At 68.8% G+C, this 20,829-nt stretch carries 14 protein-coding genes and 4 tRNA genes; 9 read left to right on the plus strand and 9 right to left on the minus strand.

Going from position 1 to position 20,829, the window contains the following annotated elements:
- Positions 1-239: 239 nt before the first annotated feature.
- The 4 genes from DEJ14_RS09155 to DEJ14_RS09170 form a co-directional block, all read right to left on the minus strand.
- Positions 240-3,605, minus strand: a complete 3,366-nt coding sequence (locus tag DEJ14_RS09155) for an ATP-binding protein (protein ID WP_111084123.1) — start codon at positions 3,603-3,605, stop codon at positions 240-242.
- Complete coding sequence (locus DEJ14_RS09160) at positions 3,602-4,381, minus strand: DUF4194 domain-containing protein (RefSeq protein ID WP_111084122.1); 780 nt, start codon at positions 4,379-4,381, stop codon at positions 3,602-3,604. Before DEJ14_RS09160 ends, DEJ14_RS09155 begins: the two co-directional genes overlap by 4 nt.
- Complete coding sequence (locus DEJ14_RS09165; protein ID WP_111084121.1) at positions 4,378-5,913, minus strand: DUF3375 family protein; 1,536 nt, start codon at positions 5,911-5,913, stop codon at positions 4,378-4,380. Before DEJ14_RS09165 ends, DEJ14_RS09160 begins: the two co-directional genes overlap by 4 nt.
- A gap of 100 nt (positions 5,914-6,013) precedes the next feature.
- Positions 6,014-6,086 (minus strand) — tRNA-Val (locus DEJ14_RS09170).
- 215 nt (positions 6,087-6,301) lie between these two features.
- Here DEJ14_RS09170 and DEJ14_RS09175 point away from each other — a divergent pair.
- From DEJ14_RS09175 to DEJ14_RS09185, 3 genes are all read left to right on the plus strand, one after another.
- Positions 6,302-6,373 (plus strand) — tRNA-Gly (locus DEJ14_RS09175).
- An 82-nt stretch (positions 6,374-6,455) separates the two neighbouring features.
- Positions 6,456-6,529 (plus strand) — tRNA-Cys (locus DEJ14_RS09180).
- Between the two features lie 48 nt (positions 6,530-6,577).
- Positions 6,578-6,649, plus strand: a tRNA-Val gene (locus DEJ14_RS09185).
- Positions 6,650-7,128: 479 nt separating this feature from the next.
- Here DEJ14_RS09185 and DEJ14_RS09190 read toward each other — a convergent pair.
- Positions 7,129-8,292 carry an MFS transporter gene (locus tag DEJ14_RS09190; RefSeq protein ID WP_111084120.1) on the minus strand — a complete coding sequence of 388 codons (1,164 nt, stop codon included), beginning with the start codon at positions 8,290-8,292 and terminating at the stop codon, positions 7,129-7,131.
- Positions 8,293-9,187: 895 nt separating this feature from the next.
- The gene (locus DEJ14_RS09195; RefSeq protein WP_111084118.1) at positions 9,188-9,811 is read right to left on the minus strand and encodes a TetR/AcrR family transcriptional regulator; all 624 of its coding nucleotides are present in this window, start codon (positions 9,809-9,811) and stop codon (positions 9,188-9,190) included.
- Positions 9,812-9,876: 65 nt separating this feature from the next.
- Here DEJ14_RS09195 and DEJ14_RS09200 point away from each other — a divergent pair, with 65 nt between their 5' ends.
- Together DEJ14_RS09200 and DEJ14_RS09205 are read left to right on the plus strand one after the other, a co-directional pair.
- Positions 9,877-10,755, plus strand: a complete 879-nt coding sequence (locus tag DEJ14_RS09200; protein WP_111084117.1) for an NmrA family NAD(P)-binding protein — start codon at positions 9,877-9,879, stop codon at positions 10,753-10,755.
- 75 nt (positions 10,756-10,830) lie between these two features.
- On the plus strand, positions 10,831-12,219 hold the full coding sequence (locus DEJ14_RS09205; RefSeq protein ID WP_111084116.1) for an MFS transporter: 1,389 nt from the start codon (positions 10,831-10,833) through the stop codon (positions 12,217-12,219).
- A gap of 73 nt (positions 12,220-12,292) precedes the next feature.
- On the opposite strand, the gene DEJ14_RS09210 is transcribed toward DEJ14_RS09205, so the two are convergent.
- Entirely contained in the window at positions 12,293-14,800 is a 2,508-nt protein-coding gene (locus DEJ14_RS09210) for a carboxylesterase family protein (RefSeq protein ID WP_111084115.1), read from the minus strand.
- A 41-nt stretch (positions 14,801-14,841) separates the two neighbouring features.
- Here DEJ14_RS09210 and DEJ14_RS09215 point away from each other — a divergent pair, with 41 nt between their 5' ends.
- The 4 genes from DEJ14_RS09215 (at position 14,842) to DEJ14_RS09230 (ending at position 19,564) form a co-directional block, all read left to right on the plus strand.
- Positions 14,842-15,447 (plus strand): TetR/AcrR family transcriptional regulator, encoded by a 606-nt coding sequence (locus DEJ14_RS09215; protein ID WP_111084114.1) that lies wholly within the window; start codon positions 14,842-14,844, stop codon positions 15,445-15,447.
- Positions 15,448-16,951: 1,504 nt separating this feature from the next.
- Positions 16,952-17,659: a GAF and ANTAR domain-containing protein gene (locus DEJ14_RS09220; protein ID WP_181437407.1), complete on the plus strand. Its 708-nt coding sequence runs from the start codon at positions 16,952-16,954 to the stop codon at positions 17,657-17,659.
- 15 nt (positions 17,660-17,674) lie between these two features.
- Positions 17,675-18,406, plus strand: coding sequence for a GAF and ANTAR domain-containing protein (locus tag DEJ14_RS09225; protein WP_111084111.1), 732 nt, complete (start codon positions 17,675-17,677; stop codon positions 18,404-18,406).
- A 639-nt stretch (positions 18,407-19,045) separates the two neighbouring features.
- Entirely contained in the window at positions 19,046-19,564 is a 519-nt protein-coding gene (locus DEJ14_RS09230; RefSeq protein ID WP_181437406.1) for a hypothetical protein, read from the plus strand.
- A gap of 219 nt (positions 19,565-19,783) precedes the next feature.
- Here the strand turns inward: DEJ14_RS09230 and DEJ14_RS09235 are convergent, their stop codons facing one another.
- Both DEJ14_RS09235 and DEJ14_RS09240 read right to left on the minus strand, forming a co-directional pair.
- Positions 19,784-20,467 (minus strand): DsbA family protein, encoded by a 684-nt coding sequence (locus DEJ14_RS09235; RefSeq protein WP_111084109.1) that lies wholly within the window; start codon positions 20,465-20,467, stop codon positions 19,784-19,786.
- A gap of 21 nt (positions 20,468-20,488) precedes the next feature.
- Positions 20,489-20,812: a M23 family metallopeptidase gene (locus DEJ14_RS09240; RefSeq protein WP_111084189.1), complete on the minus strand. Its 324-nt coding sequence runs from the start codon at positions 20,810-20,812 to the stop codon at positions 20,489-20,491.
- Positions 20,813-20,829: the final 17 nt, after the last annotated feature.

Genomic DNA, 20,829 nt, shown 5'->3' on the forward strand with positions numbered 1-20,829 from the left:
GTGACCAGTGCGCGAAGGTGAGCGGGGTGTCGCGACCGGCGGAACAGCGGCCGGGAGGCCCGTGGCGGGCCCGCGCCGCGCCTCCAGGCCGTCGTCGGTCGCCCCCACAGCGTGTGCCGGGTGGTCAGGACACCCCGCCGGAAGCGCGTTGAGTGGTCACCAACTGTCGGCAGCGCGGCCGCCAGGCGACAGTTCGTGACCACTCGGCCGACCTGAGCGGGACGGCGCCCCCGCCCGGGTCAGGCGTCGGCGGGGACCCGGGCGATCTCGGTGATGGACGAGTGGCCGGTCTCGGGGTGCTTGCGCATCGAGAGCAGCCGCTCCATCGAGGGCTCGAGCGCCGTGACCTTGTCGAGCGGCGCACTCACCACCAGCTGGAACCCGAGTCGGAGCCACGCGGTGACCGCACGACCGGCGAACTCCGAGTCCGCCTTGATGAACGCCTCGTCGAGGAACACCGGGGCGAACCGCGGCCGGGGCCGGGTCTCGTCGCCGAGCTGGTAACGGAGCGCCGCACCCACGATGAACGCCACGAGCTCCTGCGTCTCACCACCGGACTTGTCACCGAGCGACGAGTACACACCGAGGTCGCCCCCCGACGTGTCGTAGCGGACCGCCGTGATCTCCATGTGCCGCCGGACGTCGAGTACGGCGTCGCGCTGCGTGGTGCGACCACGGGCGGCGTCGGGGTCGGGGCGGATGACGGCCATGAAGCGCCGGAGCCGACGGAACCGGGTCTCGAGCACGTCGTCGGTCAGCTCGGAGTCGACCGAGGCGGACAGGGCGCGGAGCTCGCGGCGGAACGCGGTGACGTCCTCGCGGGTGACCCGCCGGATCTGGATCTTCAGGCGGTCGCGGTTCGCGCCGAACGGCAGGTCCCGCAGGATCTCGTTGACCGGTTCGAGGCGCTCCTCGATCTCGACGACGGCCCGGTCGAAGGCCCCGGCGAGCGGCACGAGGTCCTCGCCGCTCCACTGCGACAGCCGTCGACGCCACTCGGTGCGACGTGCGTGCAAACCGGTCGCGACGATCTGGTCGAGGATGGCGTGGTAGTCCGGGAACGACGCGACGCCGGTGCCGAGGTTCGGGTCCGGCCAGGCGTCCTGGTACCGCTGGAACGTGAGCGTCAACGACGTCGAGGCCGCTGCGGCACCGTCGAGTGCCTGCGACAGCCGTTCCTCCAGCCGGCGTCGGAGCCGTCGGGTGGCGTCGTCGAAACCGTCCACACCGTCCGGTGCCCCGACCTCGGCGAACGTCTCGGCGAGCAGTCGCGACTGCTCGTCGTCGGGCAACGACTCGGGGGTGTCGTCGAAACGCGACAGGATCTCGGCGGCGGCGTCCTGGCCGTCGACGAGCACGGCGTGCCGCTCCTCGAGCCGCTGCACGGCGAGCCGTGCGGCGGAGCGTCGGTCGGCGGTCTCGTCGAGCGACTTCCGCAGGCGGGCGACCGAGGCGCGCAGGGTCCGGAGGCCGTCGTCGGCGGCGAGCAGCGCCTGGCGTTCCTCGTCGAGGCGGGCGAGCGACGTCTCGACGCCCTCGACGTCGATGGCGTCCCACGTCACGTCGACCACGTGCTGGTGCGCGGCGCGGAGGACGTCGAGCGCGGTGAGGTCCTGCGCGACGTCGGTGCGACGGGCCTCGAGCGTGGCGAGGTCCTGCGCGATCGACGCGAGCTCCTGCTCGACGGCGGCGACGCGGGCCTCGTTCGTGAAGCCGATGACGTTGGCCTGGCGGCGGTCACCGTGCGCACCACGCCGGCCGTCGCGGAGCTGGCCGGACTCGGTCACGCGCCGGCCACCACCACCGAGCTCCGAGGCGTCGGTGACGCAGCGGGCATCGGTGCGGTCCGACTCGATCCGCTCCCGCACCCAGGTGCTGAACGGCGAGTGCTTGATGGCGAGCTTGCCGGAGACCATCGCGGGGTCGCCGTCGAGGTCCAGGTGCGGTCCGGTCGGCACGCCCTCGAACTGCACGCGGACGGGCAGGCGGAGTGCGTCGATCGCCTCGCTGAACGCGCCGAGGCGGTCCTGGTCGACGAGCAGGGTGCGGGCGACGGGGGCCAGCACGGACTCGATGGCCGTGCGCCAGCGCTCCTCGCCGGGCTGCACGTCGAGCAGTTCCGCGACGAACGGCAGGTCGGCGGGGTCGATGCCGGCAGCCCGGGCCATCGCGAGCCGGGCCTCGTGCATCGGCAGGGGCATCGCGCCCTGACGGTGCTCGAGCGACTGCCGCTCCTGGCGCAGCGAGCGCTCCCGGTCGAGGAGCGGGTACTCCTCGCGCGTCAGGGCATCGCGGCGATCGTCCAACGACGAGCGCGAAGCAGCGTAGGACCCGAGGAACTCGTGCGAGCTGCGCTGCGCGGCAGTGAAGTCGGCCTCGGTCGCGACGGACGTGCCGAGCACCGCTGTGCGCTCGTCGAAGGTCGCCCGGGTCCGGACCACCGCGTCGCGCTCACGGGTGAGTCGCTCGATGCGGTCCTCGAGCTGGGCGAGCGCGTTGCCGCCCTGGTCGCGCAGCCGTGCCTCGGCGTCGCGCAGCTCGATCTCCACGGCGGCGTGCCGGGCCTCGGCGGCGGCGACCTCGGCGCGGGACGCCGTGCGCTCCCGGCCGTTGCGGTCCACCTCGGCGTCGAGCAGGTCCCGCTTCCGCGAGGCCGTCCAGTGCGCGAACGGGGAGACCTCGGCGCCGGTGGCGATGCCGTCGAGGGCCTCGGCCGCGGCCTTCGACCGTTCGATCTCGTCGTGCAGGTCGGTGATGGGGGAGAGGATGCGGACCTTGCGCTCCTCGGTGTCCATCGCCTCGTACGCCTCGTCGAGTGCGGAGAAGTGCGCGAGGGCACGGTCGGCCGCCTCGTAGGTGCCCGGGGTCTCGAGCACGAGCGACTTGTACAGCGCGTCGACCGTCGGCAGGTGCTGCCCGGCCTGGATGCGTGCGAGCAGGCGCATCGCCCGGTTGCCGCCACCGGAGTCACCGATGCCGAGGCGGGTCTGCAGCGTGTAGGCGAGCTCCTGGTAGGTGTCGCGGATCACGAGCCCCGGCACGCGGCCGGTCAGCTCGAGGTGGTGGAAGCGCGTCGGCACGAACTCCTCGAGCCGGCGCAGGTCGAAGGTGTCGTCGACCGTCGCCATGGTCATCTGGATGTCGCCGACGCCCCGCGCGCGCTTCGGCACGATGTACGCCCGCAACACCGTGAAGCGGCGCTCGTCGTCGTTCCGGAACGTGACCGCGGCCGCGCCCCAGGTGGTCTGGTCGTCGCCGCGCAGGTTCACGTCGCGCAGGGCGCCGGACTCGGGGTCGCGGCGGGTGTCGACCTTGCCGCGCAGGTACGTGAGCAGGTTGCGCTGGTCGGCGCTGCGGGCACGACCGGTCGTGGCGTCGTTCGAGGCGCCGTTGAACGGCACGTCGGACGGCATCATCACGGCCAGGTACGCATCCATGAGCGTGGACTTGCCGGTGCCGGACGCGCCGGAGATGAGCGTCGCGGTGCCGGACAGCTCGACCTGGCGGTGACCGTGGAACCCGCCCCAGTTGACGACCTGCATCGACTCGGCGCGCCACTGCGCGACCGTGTCGAAGAGCGCCGGGATCTCGAACGTGTCGGTCACGCTTCCGTCTCGCCTTCGTCGTCGGTGTCGGTGTCGTCAGTCGGGAGGCCCGGGTCGGCTCCGTCGGTCGGCTCGCCGCCCGGGGCGGTCGCCACTTCCTGCGCGGTGGTGGTCCGCAACCAGGTGTCCAGTTCCAGCAGGCGCTCCAGGGGGAGCAGCACCTCGACGACGCTCGCCACCCGGAAGCGGTCCGGGTCGGACGTGCGGATCAGGATGCGCGCGGTGACGAGACGCTCGACGGCCTTCGCCACACGGCCCTCGTCACGGGTGCGGTCGGTCGCGGTGGCCGGTCGGAACCCGGCGACGTGCCCGAGGATCTCGGAGCGGTCGACGACGACCTGGTCCGGCCCCGGTCGGGCATCGGCTCGCAGCCGCATCCGCAGGTAGACGAGGACGATCGTCTCCTCGCGGGTGTACGGCAGGTCGCGCAGCAGCGTGGGGAACGTGCGGCGCTGGCTCTCCGAGCGGGCCTGGCGCTTCCACGCGACCTCGCGGTCACGGTCGACGTGCAGCTCGAGGAACAGGTCGTTGAGACGCGACCGCAGCTGGTACTCGGCGTCGAGGACGGCACGCCACTCGTCGGGGTGCGTGCGGGAGCTGAGGTACGAGTGCCGGAGCAGCGCCACCAGGGCGCGGCGCTGGTGCTCGTCGAGCCGGCCCTCGTCGCCCTCGAAGAGAGCGAAGCTGGACTCGTCGCGTTCGTCGTCCTGCAGGACCGTTGCGGGGTCGTCGTACGGGACGGTCTCGTCGACCGGTGCCGGCGTCGTGTCGCTCACCGTGCCTCCTGTGCGTTCTGTGTGTCGTCGTGGGGTTCGCCGGCCGGCGCGTGCTCGGCAGCGAGCGCAGCGGTGGGCATGTGGAAGGTGACCGGGCTGCCGTCCGGACGCACTGTCCGGTGTTCGGCGACGTGCGCGGCGGACTCGAAGTCGTCGCGTCCGGTGAGCAGGTGGGCGAGGCCGAAGAGCTCGACCGGTCGACGCTGTTCGGGCGGCAGCCCGTGGAACGCGTCGACGCTCGAGTCGGCCTCGGCGAACCGGAGTGCGGCGCGCAGCTCCGTCAGGAGCGGACCGCCGTGCTTGCGGAGCATCTCGACGTCGAGGTCCTCGAAGACGTCGTCGTCGGGTTCCTCGATGGGCGGCGGCACCGACTCGGCGTCCGGGTCGTAGAAGCGCTCGCGCAGGGTGCCGACCTCGGCCGATGCCGGCAGCAGCGGGAGCGGGATGCGGTCGCGCGCCCCGCCCTGGTCCATCAGCGTCGCCAGGCCGCGGTTGATCGAACGGATGACGGCGTCGAGTTCGCGGTCGCGGACCACGTCGTGGGCGACGATCTGGTCGCGGAGCGTGGCGGTGAGCTGGCGGCGCTGGGCGAGGACGTCCTCGATGCCCTGGCGGAGGATCGTCACCGTGTTGCGGAACGCGCGACGCTCACCGGCGCCGAGGCCCTCGGCGAAGGGGTGGGACAGGATCGTCGCGATGTCGTCGCGCAGGCGGAGCAGCAGGGCGTCGTCGCGCAGGAGCTCGAAGGCACCCTCGAACGCGCGGCCCTCGGGCGTCGCCTGCATCAGGTTGTCGGTGCGCGCGAGGTAGTCGTCGAGGATCTCGCCGATCGGGCGGACCTCTTGCCGGAAGTCCTCGACGATCGAGCGGTGCATCGTCGCGACGGCCTCTTCGACACGCTTGAAGTCGCTCGGGAGCTGCCGGATCAGGTCGGAGATGTTCGTGTACCCGTCGCGCATCCGGTCGTCCTCGACCGTGACGACGTCGTCGCCGTGCTCGAGGCGTTCACGCTCGGCCTGCAGTTCGGCGATCTGGGCGTCGATGCGGCGGATCTGCACGTCGGGGTCCGGCTCGGCGCGGGCGGCCCAGCGGTGCACGGCGTCGACGATCATCGCCAGCCGGCTCTCGCTGATCAGGGCGCGGTCGGCCGACAGGGCGTCGACGAGGCTCAGGGCCTCGAGCGCGTGACTGGTCAGCGAGTACTGCTCGTCGCCGTCGGGGGAGTTCGAGCGGACCAGCCACTGGGCCGCCACCCACTCACGGCAGAGGGCACGGCCGTTCGGTCGGGGGTCCTGCTCGCTCTGCTCGTGCTGTTCGCTCGCGGGCACGCGTGCACCCGATGCCTGCAGGCGGGCGACGTGCTCCTCGACCTGCAGGTGCATGCGGTCGGCGGGGACGTACTGGACGTCGCGGTCGAACACCGTGCGGAACACGGCGAGGACCGTCGCGCTCGTCGGGCGGGACATGAGGCGCAGGGTCGGACGGTCGAGGACCGCTCGGACCCGGGCGAACTCGAGGTCGACGTCGGTCATGCGCCCCTTCGTCCGATCGTGCTGGTGGTGTGGCCCGCGTGCTGCGGCCCGGTGAGATGACAAGAGCCCGACGCTGCTGCGTCGGGCTCTGTCTCAAGGGTGGGCGATACCAGACTCGAACTGATGACCTCTTCGGTGTGAACGAAGCGCGCTACCAACTGCGCCAATCGCCCCCTGCACTGTTCGTGCGAGTCGATAGTAGCGGAAGTCCGGCGGTGCACCGAACACAGTGCGCTGCCCGGGTGTGGCGCGCTGCTGACGAGGGTGCCCGAACCGGCCGGATCCGCATGAACTCGGGGGACACGCCCGGTGAACGGGAAGGATTTTGGCGGATGCCCCTGGGTTCGTATAGAGTTTACGTCGTCGCCGCGACAGCGGAAAGACAAATGCGGATGTGGCGCAGTGGTAGCGCATCACCTTGCCAAGGTGAGGGTCGCGAGTTCGAATCTCGTCATCCGCTCGAGTGTGGGGCTTCTCGAAGCCCTGCGACTCACCAGAGGGTATCCCACCGTTCGGGTACTCACGGAGACGTGAACCTCGATGGTGGGGTGGCCGAGAGGCTAGGCAGCGGCCTGCAAAGCCGTCCACGCGGGTTCGAATCCCGTCCCCACCTCCAGCAACACCCTCCAGATCCTGTGCGAACTCCGGTTCAGACAGGGAATCTGGGCGATTGGCGCAGCGGTAGCGCGCTTCCCTGACACGGAAGAGGTCACTGGTTCGATCCCAGTATCGCCCACAGCAGGAGCCCCGGAAGGACCGTCAGGTCCGGCCGGGGCTCTCGTCGTCCCCAGCGATGTTCGGCCGACAATCACTGTGGCGCTCGGGCCGGTCACCTCCGGGCTGTGGTTCGATCATCGGCGAAGCCAAGGCGTGCCGGCATCCCACTCATCGACCGCGCACGCCTGTGCGAGCCGATCTCGCGCGCTGCGAGGCCGGCTGGCTGGCCGGGTGACCATGGCGCGATCGTGTCGGCTTGGAAACTCCTTCGCGGTGATCAGTGTGCGCTCGGGCAGTGAATCCGCGCACTGTGCGCACCGTGACCGCTGGTCGGCCGGAAGGTGACTACGCGCCACTTGCTGCTCCCACATCGTGCCCCAGTCCTGGTGGTGAGCGCGCAGGATGCGACGAGCTACCGAGGCGTTCCACAGCACGTACCTGCGAATCGTCGTTGCTCCTTCCCGGACCCGCGCGAACACGATCTCGGCAGCCAGTGGCTCACTGCGACTTCGTTCTGCGCTCGATGTGTCGAACAGAAAGCGCCCCTGCGATCGCGACTACCGCGGTGGCGATGATCGCTGCACCAGCGACGCCACCCGATCTCTCGACGACGAGCCCCGCGGCACTCGTTCCGAGCGCAGCGCCCCCGACAGCAGCCACGACGACGAGGCCGTACGCGCTGGCGATCAAGCGCGGCGGCACAACGACGTCGAGGGCGGTGGTCAGGATGATCGCCACTGGACTCGACATCCACCCGACCACGAACACCATGGCGGCCAGGAGAACAACCCGGTCGCCGACGATCACCAACGTCGCGTATCCGCTGGCGGTGAGCGCCAGGGCGGTGAGGAGTCGCGCCCGCCGAATGTCCGGAACCGGTCGCGCACCATAGAGCAGCGCACCAGCCGCTTCCCCGATCGCCAGGCCCGCCAAGACCGGTCCTGCCAGTCCCTCCCTCCCGGCCGCATCCGCGACTGCCGGCACGATCACCGTCAACGACCCCGTTTCCACGCTCACGAGAGCACCGATCGCGAGGATTCGAGCGAATGTCGCCACACCAGCCAGCGGAAGTGGCAAAGAGGCGGGCAACGGAGATTCGGTCCTGCCCATCGTCACTGCCAGCAGGAATCCTGCGGCCGCGATGACCGCGGCGATGACCAAGAAGGTCAGGCGCCAAGGTGCCGAGATCACCAGCAGGCCTGCCAGCGTCGGCCCCATCGCGAGTCCCGCTTGGAACGCGACTGAGAGCAGCGCGTAGGCACCGGATCGTTCCGCAGGCTCGGAGAAGGAGCGCGGGATCGATGCGCGAAGGGCTGCAGCCAGAGCCGGGAACGACACCCCGGCCCCAGCAAGGAGGAGCGACCGCGTTGTCGACGACGGGGATGCGACCACCAAGAGCATGAAGCAGCAGCTGACACCCGCGCCGATGCTCACCACCCAGCGCGCAGGGACGCGAGACATCAACGCCCCCTGAACCGGCACGCCCACGGCATTCGCCAACCCGAATGCGCCAGCAGCGGCCGCCCGACAGGCAAGGGAATCGCCGGAAGACAAGATCAGCGACAGTGGAACCATCCCGAGAGCCACGGCCGATAGCGCAACCGCTCCGACACCGATCGCAAAAGAACGGTGAGCGAGCAGGCGTCGGTAGACGACGGTCATGGGAGCTCCACAAATGGAGCCCACCCACCCGGGAGGCACGCTCCCCACGCATCGGCGCAGTCGCCGACTGTGCAGATCGTACACACACAGAGCCAACCATGTCGACGCCGTGACATCTGATCGGCTGTCGCCGGTTCCTTCGCATGCGCCGCCAGCAGCGCATGCAGGAACGCGACCGTCCCCTTCTCTCCGATCAACGGAACCACCGCAGCCGATGCGATGCAATCCCACGTTCGAGACACCCGATGCCAGCCCGGCAGCCGATCCGCTACCGGAGCCGGCTGGTACAGGTCGTGAACGAGCCGCCGAGGCCGAAGGCTCGGTTACAGGTGCTGTCTTGATGGTGTGCGGAATGACCCAGACATTCCGCACACCTTCGCCGGCCCGCTGTCGTGAGTACAGATCGTGGGGCAGCGATGCGTCCTGCTCCCGCCGTGCTCGCGGGCTCCACGATCGCAACGACGGCACGGTCGGCGCGCGGGATCTCCGGAGCCCTGTCCGACGTCACTCTGGACCGCGTCATGGGCAAAGGCTCGCCTCTGGGGCGCTCGCCGCGGACCTGCTCGGGGGCCTCGAGGTGTTCCACCACGAGGCCCCTCGGCGAAGCCGTCGATTCCGCGGAGACCGCGACCCGAGACCACTTCGAACGCGCATCCGCGTTCGCAACGCTCTTCCGTGCCCGGTTGCGATTCCGCGGCGGTCGGGGCGAGTTCGTCGACGCCGGCCACGGCCTCACCGCTCACCCCTACACGTCCGGCGCTGCAGAACGGTTCCCCTCCTGAGACTTCCCGATCGCTCTGCAGCCTGCGGGTATGCCCGTACCGCCGCGGATTCACCGGACCAGCCCACGTCAGACCGCATCGCGGTCGACGAGCAACTGGACCCTCGGAGGTCTTCAGGCGCCGACGTGGTTCTGGATGAAGATCTCGAGCGACGCCCGGAGCGGGGCGAGTTCGACGTCGGTGGTGATGGTCGTTTGATCGGGGACCTCGTCGCGCAGTTCCTCCAGTCCGAACAGCGCGCGCGTGAACCAAGGCTGGACGGCGCTGGTCAGTGCCTGATCGGCGAGCAGTGTCATCGTCGCGCCGTCCAACGCGAATCGCTCCTCGAGGAACGCGCACAAGCGTGCGTGTGCCTTGCCGAAGAACGCTTCGTAAAGTCCCGACGATGCCTCGGGGAGCCGTTCTGCCTCGGCGATGCCGAGTCGGCAGGTCCGCAAGATGGGCGCCCAGGTGAGCATCTGCGCGAATCGTCCACAGAAGAGGACTGCCGCTTCCGTAGGGTCGTCGGCGTAGCGCTCTGGGGTCTTCATCCGCCCGTCGAAGAGTTCCTGAATGCGTCCGATCACGGCGACGAAGAGTACGTCCTTCGTTTCGAAGTGTGCGTACAGGGACCGTTTCGAGGTCTGAGCCCTCTGGGCGACGAGGTCCATGGACGTGCGGTCGAACCCGAGCTCGAGGAAGACGTTCTTGGCCTCGGCGAGGATGTGCTCGCGAAGCTCGTTACCGCGGCGCGCCATGTGTTGCCTTCCATTGAAGTAAACGGTACAGTAGAGTCTACTTAGTGAACGAGGAGTATCCACCCATGATCGTCGTAACCGCCCCAACAGGCCTCATCGGAAGTCAAGTTCTCGCCGGGCTCTTGGAAGGAGACGAGCCCGTTCGTGTGATCGTGCGCGACGCCAGCCGGCTTTCGGCCGAGCTGCGCGACAGGGTCGAGGTCATCGAGGGCTCGCACCGCGACGCCGCCGTGGTCGACAGGGCTTTTGCGGGTGCTGACTCGGTGTTCTGGCTCGTGCCAGCGGACGAACGAGCCCTGAGCGTCTACCAAGCCTACGTCGGCTTCAGCATCCCCGCCGCCGACGCGATCGTCCGCCATGGCGTCAAGCGTGTGGTCACGGTCTCCGCCCTCGGACGCGGCACGCAGATCTACGCCGGCTACGCCTCCGCGTCGAACGCGATGGAGGACCTGATCGCGAGCACCGGCGTCCACCTCCGTGCACTCGTCATGCCCTCGTTCGTGGACAACCTGATCTGGCAGGTCGGCGCGATGAAGAACGCCGGCGCGTTCTTCTCCCCGATCGGCGGTGACCTCAAGCTGCCCGCCGTCGCTACCCGCGACATCGCCGCCGAGGCCACACGCCTGCTGCTGAGCCCGACCTGGACCGGCCGCGAGGACGTCCCCGTGCTTGGCCCGGAGGACCTCTCCTTCAACGACATGGCTGCGATCATCACCGACGTGTTGGGCACCCCGATCCGATTCCAGCAGGTCCCGGCACAGCAGCAGAAGGACGGCTTCCTCGGTCGCGGCTACTCCGAGGCGATGGCGGCGGGGATGGTCGACATGGCCGTCGCAAAGGACAACGGCCTCGACAACGCGGTCGCCCGCACCCGTGAGAACACCACCCCGACGACGTTCCGTGAGTGGGTCGAGGACACGCTCAAGCCCGCCTTCACCGCCTGAACCGTCGCCGCATCCCCATCACCTCCGTCGGAGCTCCCCTCGCGATCACGCGACGGGAGCTCCGACCCGTCCCGCATGCCTGGAGCGCTTGTGCCTGAAAGACTCTCCTCCGGATGGGTTCTCGCCCTCACCGCTGCAGCCCAGTTCGTGCTGCAGCTCGACTTCGCCATCGTCAACGTCGCCCTGCCCACCGTGCAGCGCGATCTCGGTTTCACCGAGGCGGGCCTGCAGTGGGTCGTCACCGGCTATGCGCTGACCTTCGGCGCACTGCTCCTGGTCGGCGGACGCTTCGGTGACCTCATCGGCTACCGCCGCGCTGTCATCGGCGGCCTGGCGCTCTTCGCTCTCACCTCCCTTTCCGGCGGCCTCGCGACCGGCGGTGGAGTGCTCGTCGCATCCCGGATGGTGCAGGGTGCCAGTGCGGCGCTCATCGCGCCTGCCGCGCTCGCGCTACTGGCCCATGCTCATCCTGAGCCGAGGGCGCGCATCCGAGCCATGGGCATCTTCCAGGGCAGCGTGGCGGCGGGAGCGTCCGCGGGCATCGTTCTCGGCGGGGTCCTCACTCAGTACGTCGGGTGGCGGTCGGTGCTGTTGATCAATCCGCCGCTCATCCTGGTCCTCATCGCCCTCATCCTCTGGCGTGTGCCGGCGATCCCCGGCCACAGCGGCATCCGGCTCGACCTGCCGGGCGCGCTCACAGCGACCGGTGCGACCGCCGCGCTCATCCTCGGCGTCAGCCAGGGCCAGCAGAACGGCTTCGGCAGTCCGAGCTCGTGGATCGCCCTCGTGGCGGCCGCGGTGCTCGCGGTCGCGTTCGTTGCCGTCGAACGGCGCATCGCCGACCCGATGCTGCCCTTCTCGCTCCTGCGCGGTGACGGACGACCCGCTGCGCTCGTCGCCATCTTGGTGATCGGAGCGGTGCTCGCCGGCTACGTGTACTTCGTGTCGATGTACCTACAGCGCGTGCTCGCGTTCTCGGCACTGCAGACCGGCCTCGCCCTCGTCCCTGCCACCCTGACCGCATTCGTGGTCTCCACCCAGGTGGCCCGCCGCGTGCTGCCACGCCTCGGATTCCGGCGGCAACTTCTGCTGGCTCTGTTGCTCGTCGGTGCGGGACAGCTGTGGCTCTCCCAGGTGACAGCGACCGGCAGCTACGTCGTCAATGTGTTGGCCGGCATCCTGCTCACCGCAGCCGGAATGGGACTCGCCCTGCCCGCCGCATCCCTCGCGCTCACCGCAGAGGCGCCCCCACATCAGCACGGCATCGCCGGGGCGCTGTTCGCCTCCGGGCAACAGGTCGGCAGCGCGATCGGCATCGCGGTCCTGGCCACCATTGCCGCAGCCAGCACCGACACGACGGGAGACCTCGTCAGCGGGTACCGACTCTCCTTCCTCGTCGCGACCGGGCTCATCGCCCTCGCCGTCATCGCGACCGCTGTCCCTCGCACTCGGAGAACAGCCTGAGGGAGAATCCCGTGTCGTGGTGCACCCGTCCGGGGGCGTGATCGCGGAGTGTCGAGGACGCAGCCTGACGCGGTCAGCGGCGGTCTTCCCAGATCGTTCGTCTCGTTGAATCGGGATCAGTGAGGGTGATGCCCGCAGTGTCGAAGCGGTGCGTGGTGCGCTGGGTGCTGGAATAGGGGTCCCACCCGGGGTCCCCTGTCCGGGCGAAACGGACCCAGGCACCGTGCACGTCGTCGGCGAGGTGCTGTGGAGGTGATGCTCCGACGAGCTCTTCCCAGTCCGCATGGTCGAGATTGTCGAACACGAACGGGAGCTCGACCCCATGGCAGGCGCCGAGCCGTCCGTCAAAGGCGGGGGACCGCCATGCGAACTCGTACAGGTGTGTTCGGGGATGTGCCTCTGCTGTGCGGATCGCCGGGATCCGGTACAACCAGTCCGTGAGGATCCCGCCGATGGTTGCCGCCGCGCGCTCTCCACGAAATGCTCGCCGGTACGTTCGGGTGCCTTTCCCGAGTGGCAGCTTGGTGCGGGCGGCTGCCAGCGGCACCATCCAGTTCTTCATGCGATCTGGTCCCTCGAGGACGAGAGCGATGTTGGCTTCCTCCCTGTTCCATCCGATCAGGAGATCGACGTCCGCTGCAGCGCCGGCTCGCAACGCCTCGATCGGCGAAGTCGGCAACGAGCGCCCATCAACGACGGGTTCGAACACCAGCCCGTTCACCGCGACGTCACCCCACAGCGAGCGGCGCGGACGTTTGGAGACCTCGGCGGCCAACTGCGTCTGCGCGTCCAAAAGCGCATCGAGCGGCACCTCCGCGAGTGCCTCTCGGGTTGGGCGCACATGCAGGATCTCGCTCATACGCGTCGCCACGAGTCGTGCGGATTCGCTACTGATGCTGTGGAACGTGCTCCCGGACTCGAGAATCGCCCGCCGGAAAAGCCCTCGTGCTGCCGGCATCGCCAGCAGCGCACCGATGCTCATCGCCCCAGAGGACTCACCGAACACCGTGACGTTCCCGGGGTCGCCTCCGAACGCCGCGATGTTGTCGTGCACCCATTCCAGCGCGCAGATCTGGTCCAGGAGCGCGAGATTGGCGGGTCCGTCACCGAACCAGGCAAAGCCGTCCGCACCGAGCCGGTAGTTGATCGTGACGAGCACCACGCCATCTCGTGCGAAACGGGTACCGTCGTAGCCGCCGACGGCGCCCGAACCACTCGTCCACGAGCCACCGTGCACGAAGACCATCACCGGTTGGCCGTCACCGATCGTGGGCGCCCAGAGGTTCAGGTTGAGGTAGTCGTCACCAGTGATGATGCGTCGGGGGAGGAGTTCGCCGAGGGGACCGGTCGCGGCAGACTGTGGGGCGGTCGGACCGTAACCGGTGGCGTCGAGCGATCCTTTCCACGGCGCCCGGCGAACCGGGCGCTGGAATCGGCGTGGACCGACGGGTGCCTCCGCGTACGGCACACCCAGCATCCGGATGACGCCGCTATCGACCACCTGACCTCGTAGGACACCTGCGGGCGCCGTGATGAGTGTGTCCTCCGGTGTGTTCTCTTGTGACAACGCCTGCACCCTTCTTCCGTTTCGGAGCATACCGACGCGACACCCCGACTCCTCGTTGCTGACCTGTCCGGAGTTCCTCGGACACCTGGTCCGGGGCGATGATCGTCCCGGAGAAGGATTCCGTGACCGCTGCGATCCCCAGGCGAGGACGAGGGTGACACCAGCGGCGCAGAGCAGGAACCCTGTCCAAGTGGCGATGGTCAGGGTCTCGGCGAAGAGGACCGCTCCGGCGACGGCAGTGGAGGGCGCGACCAGGAACCGCAGTCCGTTCAGTGCCGTCACCCCGATACGTCGCAGGAGGAACCAGTAGGCGGCGTAGCCCGCGAGCGTCGGTCCGACAGCGGCGACCAGGGTAGCCAGCCAGAAGCGAACGTCATCGGGTGGCGTGAAGGACCGAGTGATCGCGCAGAGCACGACGAGCGCGACCGTCGTCGCGATGGCGTGTACCGCCAGTGTGGCGGTCACGGACACGTTCGTCGGGAACCGACGATCCAGCAATGTCGCTGCGATGAGGCAGCCCATCGCTGCAAGCGGGAACAGCAGGGCGAGCGGGGCAGCTTCGATCGTCCCCGTCTGCGACCACACCACCACGGCGACGCCAGCACCGCCGATCAAGAGACCGAGCCACTGCGTCGCCCCGACTGCGACGCCCAGCAGGGGGCCGACGAGCGTAGCGATCACGATCGGCTGGACGGCGTCAGTGAGCGCTGTCGTGCCGCTGGCAACGCCGTGGAAGACACTGGCGTAGACGAACACGCAGTACCCGAGCTGCGCGAGCAGCCCGATCGCGGCCTGGCGGCGCAGGTCACGGCCGGTGATACCGCGGAAGCCGCCGCGAACGCCCACCCAGAGGCCGAGTCCGAGTGCGAGGGGGAGGAATCGCCAGAACAGCAAGGTGAGGGGCGATGCGTCCGATGTGGCGAACTTCGCCACCAGGAAGCCCGACGACCACGCAGCAACGAAGAAGACGCTGGCGAGGATCGTCACGAAACGGTGGAACTTGACGGACTGCACGCGTCGACTATACCGATCGGGTTACTCAGTAGGCTCGGGGCATGACGGCATTGGGTGCAGAGGACGCGCTGACACCGGGCGCGCAGCGAGTTCTCGATGCAGCTTCTGAATTGTTCTACGCCGAGGGCATCCACGCGGTTGGCGTGGAGCGCATCGCTGAGACTGCCGGCGTCACGAAGAAGACCCTCTACGACCGGTTCGGTTCCAAGGAACGACTGGTGCTCGCGTACCTGCGGCGCCGAGAGGACGGCTGGCGGAACATCCTCGCCGACCACCTCGCCAACGAGCCGGAGCCCGGCATCCCTCGCATTCTCGCCGTGTTCGACGCTGCGATGGTTTGGCACGGCGGGAGTTCGGCGAAAGGGTGCAGCGCTGTGAACGCACGTGCTGAGACACGCCTCGACGGCGACGACGACCCAGTGTTGCCCGAGGTGCTCAGTGAGAAGGCGTGGCTGCTCGATCGCTTCACCACGCTGTGTGCTGAAGCGGGCCTCCCGATGCCGCACCAGCAGGCTGCGCGCCTCATGCTCCTGTTCGACGGAGCCCTCGTTTCCATTGCCATGCGCACCTTCAGTGAGCCACTTCGCGCTGCCCGCGACACTGCCGCCGACCTGCTCGGCCTTGCATCGTCTGCCGGCCGGACGTGACTCACCGCCGATCGAACGCCGCGCGCCGTTCGGCAGGTGCTGCATGTCATGCGCTGACCTGAGACCCACCGCGACGGCGTGCCCAGTGCACCCACCACGTCCCGCCGCTCTCCGGGAGTGGGATCCTCTGGTTCAGCTGGCCGTTGCAACACCACCGTGATCCGGAGTGTTGCAGACGGGGTCGGGGCTGGAGAACCGTGGTCGTGAGGTGCGGTTCTGGGAGCCATCGAGACAGAGCCTCAGCCCCACAGCGGCCTGTGCTGGTGTCGGTGTGAAGCGACGTCAAGGAAACCGAGCGGTCACAGCAGCGGGCGGATGTTCGCCGACGAGCCTCGCTCGGACCGGTACCTGAGCCAGGAAGAGCGGCCCCCGGATCGTCGACCTGCGTCTGAACGGCGGGGGTGTACGCGCGGTCCCGAAAGCACTCGGTAGGGTGCCGTCGTCGATCTGCCGCGAGCTGGCCAGGAACGCCGCGCCTGGTGGGAGTTGCCGGCCCTGTTCCGCTGAGAGGCGGTCCCGGGCACGAGCGCGGCGCCCGAAGCCGCGGAAACTCGACCAGGTCGAGCTCGCCCTGCAGATCGAGATCCGATTGCTGCGGAACCGGTCCCCGGAGCAGACTCGTGATGACCTGGCCAGGTCCTTCCCTGACCGGCCGGAGATGCACGTGTCCCACGAGACGATCTACCAGTGTCTGTTCGTCCAAGGCTGCGGCCACCTGCGCACTGACCTGCACGAACACCTCCGCGCCGACCGCGCCATCCGCCGCCATCGTGGTGAGACCCGGCGGGCGTCGTGATCGGCCAGCGGTATCGTCCCGCGCTCCACACGGGGTCCGGCAACCGAGCTCACCGCGAGCTGAGTCACCAGGACGGTACGCGGCGAGGGAGCAGCGTCGTCCGCGTCTTCCACAGAGAAACCGTCACGGTTCTCTCTGTCGATTCCGTGGTTCGGCGTTCTCGTAGGCGTCAAGCGGCGTGGAAGAAGTCTGCGTAGCGGGGTTCGCCGGGGATCGCGGCGAGCCGGCGTTCCACGAGCACGGCGATCACTGCTGGATCGGTGAGGCCTGTCCGCTGTCGCCAGGCCTCGTGTGTGGTGGGTAGCTGTTCCGGTCGGGCTGGCGGCCGGTAGGTCGTCGGTTTCATCAGGTTCCTCCGACACCCACAGCCGGGCGGGCACGGGATCAGGGTTGCGCCCGCCCGGTACACGGTGCGGTGGGATCCGTGCGGAGTCTGCTGCGTCGTCCTCACGTCCTCACGTCGTCACCGGTCGTCATCGGAGTGTGGTGGCTCCGGCGGCCGGGGGCTGGGGCAGCTGTTGCTCACAGTACGACCCATGCGGCACCGTCGCAAGGAAGACGATGTGTTCCGCGCGCTTGTCGCTGATGCGCGGAAGGCGCTACGGTCGGAGCAACGTTCAGTGCCCGGACCCCGCGCTGGTGGAACTCTCGGGGGTGGTGCTGTGCAGGTTCGGTCGCTGTTGCCTGCACCCCGGACGGGTGCGGCTGATGGATGGTGACGATCTCGCAGCGGCCGTCGCTGCCCTGCACGGCAGGGACACCGACGGTGACCTCTGCGTGCCGTTCCTGGACATGCTGCCGGTGACGGGAGTTGCGATCTCGACGGTGGGGAACCCGTTCGGCTCCGAGACGATCTGCGCCAGCGACGCCGCGGCCGCACGGTTGGACGAGATCCAGCTGGACCTCGGGGAAGGCCCTTGCTGGGAGGCGATCCGGACCGGATCCCCGGTACTCGTCCAGGATGTGCAGGGTGCCGCCTCGAGGCGGTGGCCGGTTGCACTGCAGGGGCTGCAAGCGGCTGGGCTCGGCGCGGTGTTCGCGTTCCCGATGCGGTTCGGCGCACTCGACATCGGTGCTGTCGACCTGTACACGGACGTACCCGGCGCGCTGCTTGCTGAGCACCAGGCCCGTGCGGTCGCGTTGACGGCAGCTGTGTCACGGCGGGTGCTCCGGCAGGCACTGGAGCGCGCGGAGTCAGATGCTGACGGTCGTCCGGTCACGGACGCCGGACGCTACTCGCGTCGGGAAGTACACCAGGCGTCTGGCATGCTCGCGGCGCAGACCGACGGCGACGTCGATGATTCGCTGCTCATCCTCCGCGGCCACGCCTACGCAGCTGGCCGCTCTGTCCGTGACCTGGCCGCTGACGTGGTCGCCCGGGTCGTGGACTTCACCGACCACGACGCAGGATCGTAGGGAAGAAGGCAGACCTTGGCACACACTCGAGAGCACCGACTCGTTGACGCGTTCGTCACCCTCACCGACACACTCGTCGCCGACTACGACGTCGTCGAACTGTTGCAGTCCCTCGTCGACAACGCCACCGATCTGTTCGACGCGACTGCGGCCGGGATCTTGCTCGTCAACCAGTCGCAGGACCTGGAAGTGGTGGTCTCCACCAGTGAGCGCAGCGCGCTCGTCGGGTTGCTGCAGCTCGAAGCCGGGGAGGGGCCGTGTGTGGAGGCGTTCACGACGGGGTCACCGGTGTCCGTACAGGACGCCGACGAGATGCGTCGACGGTGGCCACAGTTCGCGGCAGCGTCGCAGGAAGCCGGCTACACCTCCGTGCACTCCATCCCGCTGCGGCTGCGCGACACCGTCCTCGGATCGATGAACCTGTTCCGCGAGACACCCGGCGCACTCAACGAAGACGACGCGATCGCGGCGCGGGCACTCACCGACGTCGCAACGATCAGCATCCTGCAACAACGCAACGTCGACCACGCCACCTTGGCGCAGGCGCAACTGCAGCAGGCATTGAACAGCCGCGTCGTCATCGAACAGGCCAAGGGGTTCGTCTCCCACACGCACCACGTCGACATGGACACAGCGTTCCAGCTGCTCCGCGGCTACTCCCGTTCGCACCAGATCCGGCTCGCCGACCTCGCGCGTTCGGTCGTGCGCCGCGAGACGGTCATCCCCACCGTCAACGAGGACGCGTGACACTGCGCGGTTCTCCAGATCACGACGCTGGTCTTGCGCGAGCGGGAACCGACCACCTACGGTTGCGTCTCAGCTGCCCCAGCCCTTGGTCGCCGGAACACCACCCCATTCCGATGACGACCAAGAGGACATCGTGACATCGCAGCGTTGTTCCCTCGACGTTCCGGTATCGGGTACCCCGAGCCACCGGTCGGGTGCCGACCCGAACGAGTACCCGACCGGTCTCACCACCCCGATCAACACGCCAATGCCGGCGCGCCTGGCGGTCGCCGTCGCGTTCATCGAAACCCACGCCGCCGAAACCCCGTCCGCTGGGACGACCCGCGGCTGGAGATCACCTTGTTCAAGAGCTTCAGAGGCGACACCCATCACGATGGCTACCGTTCCAGCGCCTGGGTCGGGTCTGCTGCACGGACAGGTGACATCTGACCTGTCCGTGCATCGCGGGTAGGCCCGGAGAGATGCACTCGTGCTCAACCCCTACCCGCCGGACTTCCGCGACGATGTCGTGCGCGTGGCTCGGAACGGCGAGCCAGGAGTGACGAGTGAGCAGATCGCCACGGAGTTCGGCGTCCACCCGATGACGGTGCCGAAGTGGCTGCGCCGCACCGCCGTGGAGGACGAGGGCGCCCCGGAGCGATGCGTGTCGAGTCCGATGAAGTCCGCGAGCTGCGGCGACGGAACCGGCTCCTCGAGCAGGAAGCCGAGGTACTCCCTCGTGCGGCGGCGTACCTGTCGCAGGCGAACCTGCCGGGAAAGGCCCTCCGCGCTCGTGAGCGAGCTCGCGGCGATGATCCCGAGTTCGGGTACCGGCTCCTTGCGGACGAGACCCGTGGCGCCGGCGAGCACGTGGCAGACCGGACGGCGTGGACGATCGTTCCGGACTACCGTTGGTGGAGCGGGTTCGGGAAGAAACGCGGCAGGAACGTCAAGAAGCCCAGCCCGGCGGTCCACGACGACTTGTGCACCGTGACCGACGAGAGCGGCTGCATCCGGCATGTGTTCACGCCCGAGGCGCCGAACCATCTGTGGCCGACCGAAATCGCCGAGCACAACACCGGTGAAGGCAAGTTCTCCCTCTGCGCGATGAGGACCGGTCACGTCCTGCACTCGGACAGAGGATCGCAATCTCGGAGCCGGGGACTGCGGAGGCACTGACCCGCCACAGCATGATCGGATCGACGGACAGGGTCGCTTCCGGCGGCGACGACGACGCGATGCGGAGCCTCTTCGCCCTCGTGGCGTGACGACGACACCGAATCGTGCAGCAGACCCGTTCGTGCACCCGGTGACGGCCAGTGCTGCTACCGGGTCCAGCGGCGGCCGTTTCCCACCGGCGTGTGCTCCGCCGTGGGGAGTCTCCGCTCGAACGGCGCATCAGCGGCTGCGCCGTTCGAGCGCGTCCGCGATCGCGGTGTCGAGGTCGTCGTAGCTGGTGAGCTGGAGGAGCTTCCCGTCGACGAAGAAGGACGGTGTGCTCTGGATGCCGAGTGCGGTTCCGTCGTCGATGTCGCGTTGGATGCGGTCTGCGACCCTGCCGCTGGCGACGTCGCGGTCGTACTGGGTCACATTGAGACCGAGGTCCTTCGCGTAGCCGCGGAACCGATCGGCTTGCGAGTCGCTACCGCGCTCACCCCACTCGGCTTGCGTTTCGAACATGCGCTGGTACATCGGTTCGAGCTGGTCCTGTTGGGCCGCGGCCTCGACGGCTGCGGCGGCGTTCTGGGCGTTCCCGTGCCCGGGGAGGGGGAAGTAGCGGAACGCGAAGGTGACCTCGCCGGCGTAGTCCTTCCGCAGCTGCTCGACATAGGGGTAGAACGCGCCGCAGGCTTCGCACTCGAAGTCGAGGAACTCGACCACGGTGACCTCGCTGGCGCCGGGTTCGCCGAGGACATGCGTGTCACCGCGAGTCAGCGGTGTGACGTCGGACGTGGTCACGTCGCGGGTGCCCGTCGCGGGAGGTGCGGTGGCGAGGCGCAGGACGACGGCGATGACGACGATGAGGATGACGACACCGGCGATAGCGCCGGAGATGATGCCAATGCGGGTGCTTCGGGTCATGGGGGCAGGGCTCCTTGCGTGTCAGACGCCGTGGGCGTCGAGGAAGGGCGTGGGCGGGGTCGCGGTGCCGTTCTGTCGGACCTCGAAGTGGAGGTGGCAGCCGGCGGAGAGGCCGGCGTTGCCGACCTCGGCGATGTTCTGTCCCGCAGTGACGCGTTGCCCTGGGCGGACGAGGACACCGGCCGGGAACACGTGCGCGTCGTCGGGGGTGACGCCGGCTGCGGCGTACGGGCCGGTGCCGCATGCGGCACCGAAGTCGTCGCCGGCGTGCATGGAGTAGTAGCCCAGAACCGGGTGCAGCCGGTTGCCGGAGGGCTGGAACGACCCGTAGGAGCTAATCGGCATCGTCGACCCCGCCGCGG

It is taken from the genome of Curtobacterium sp. MCJR17_020 (assembly GCF_003234365.2).
Lineage (GTDB): Bacteria > Actinomycetota > Actinomycetes > Actinomycetales > Microbacteriaceae > Curtobacterium.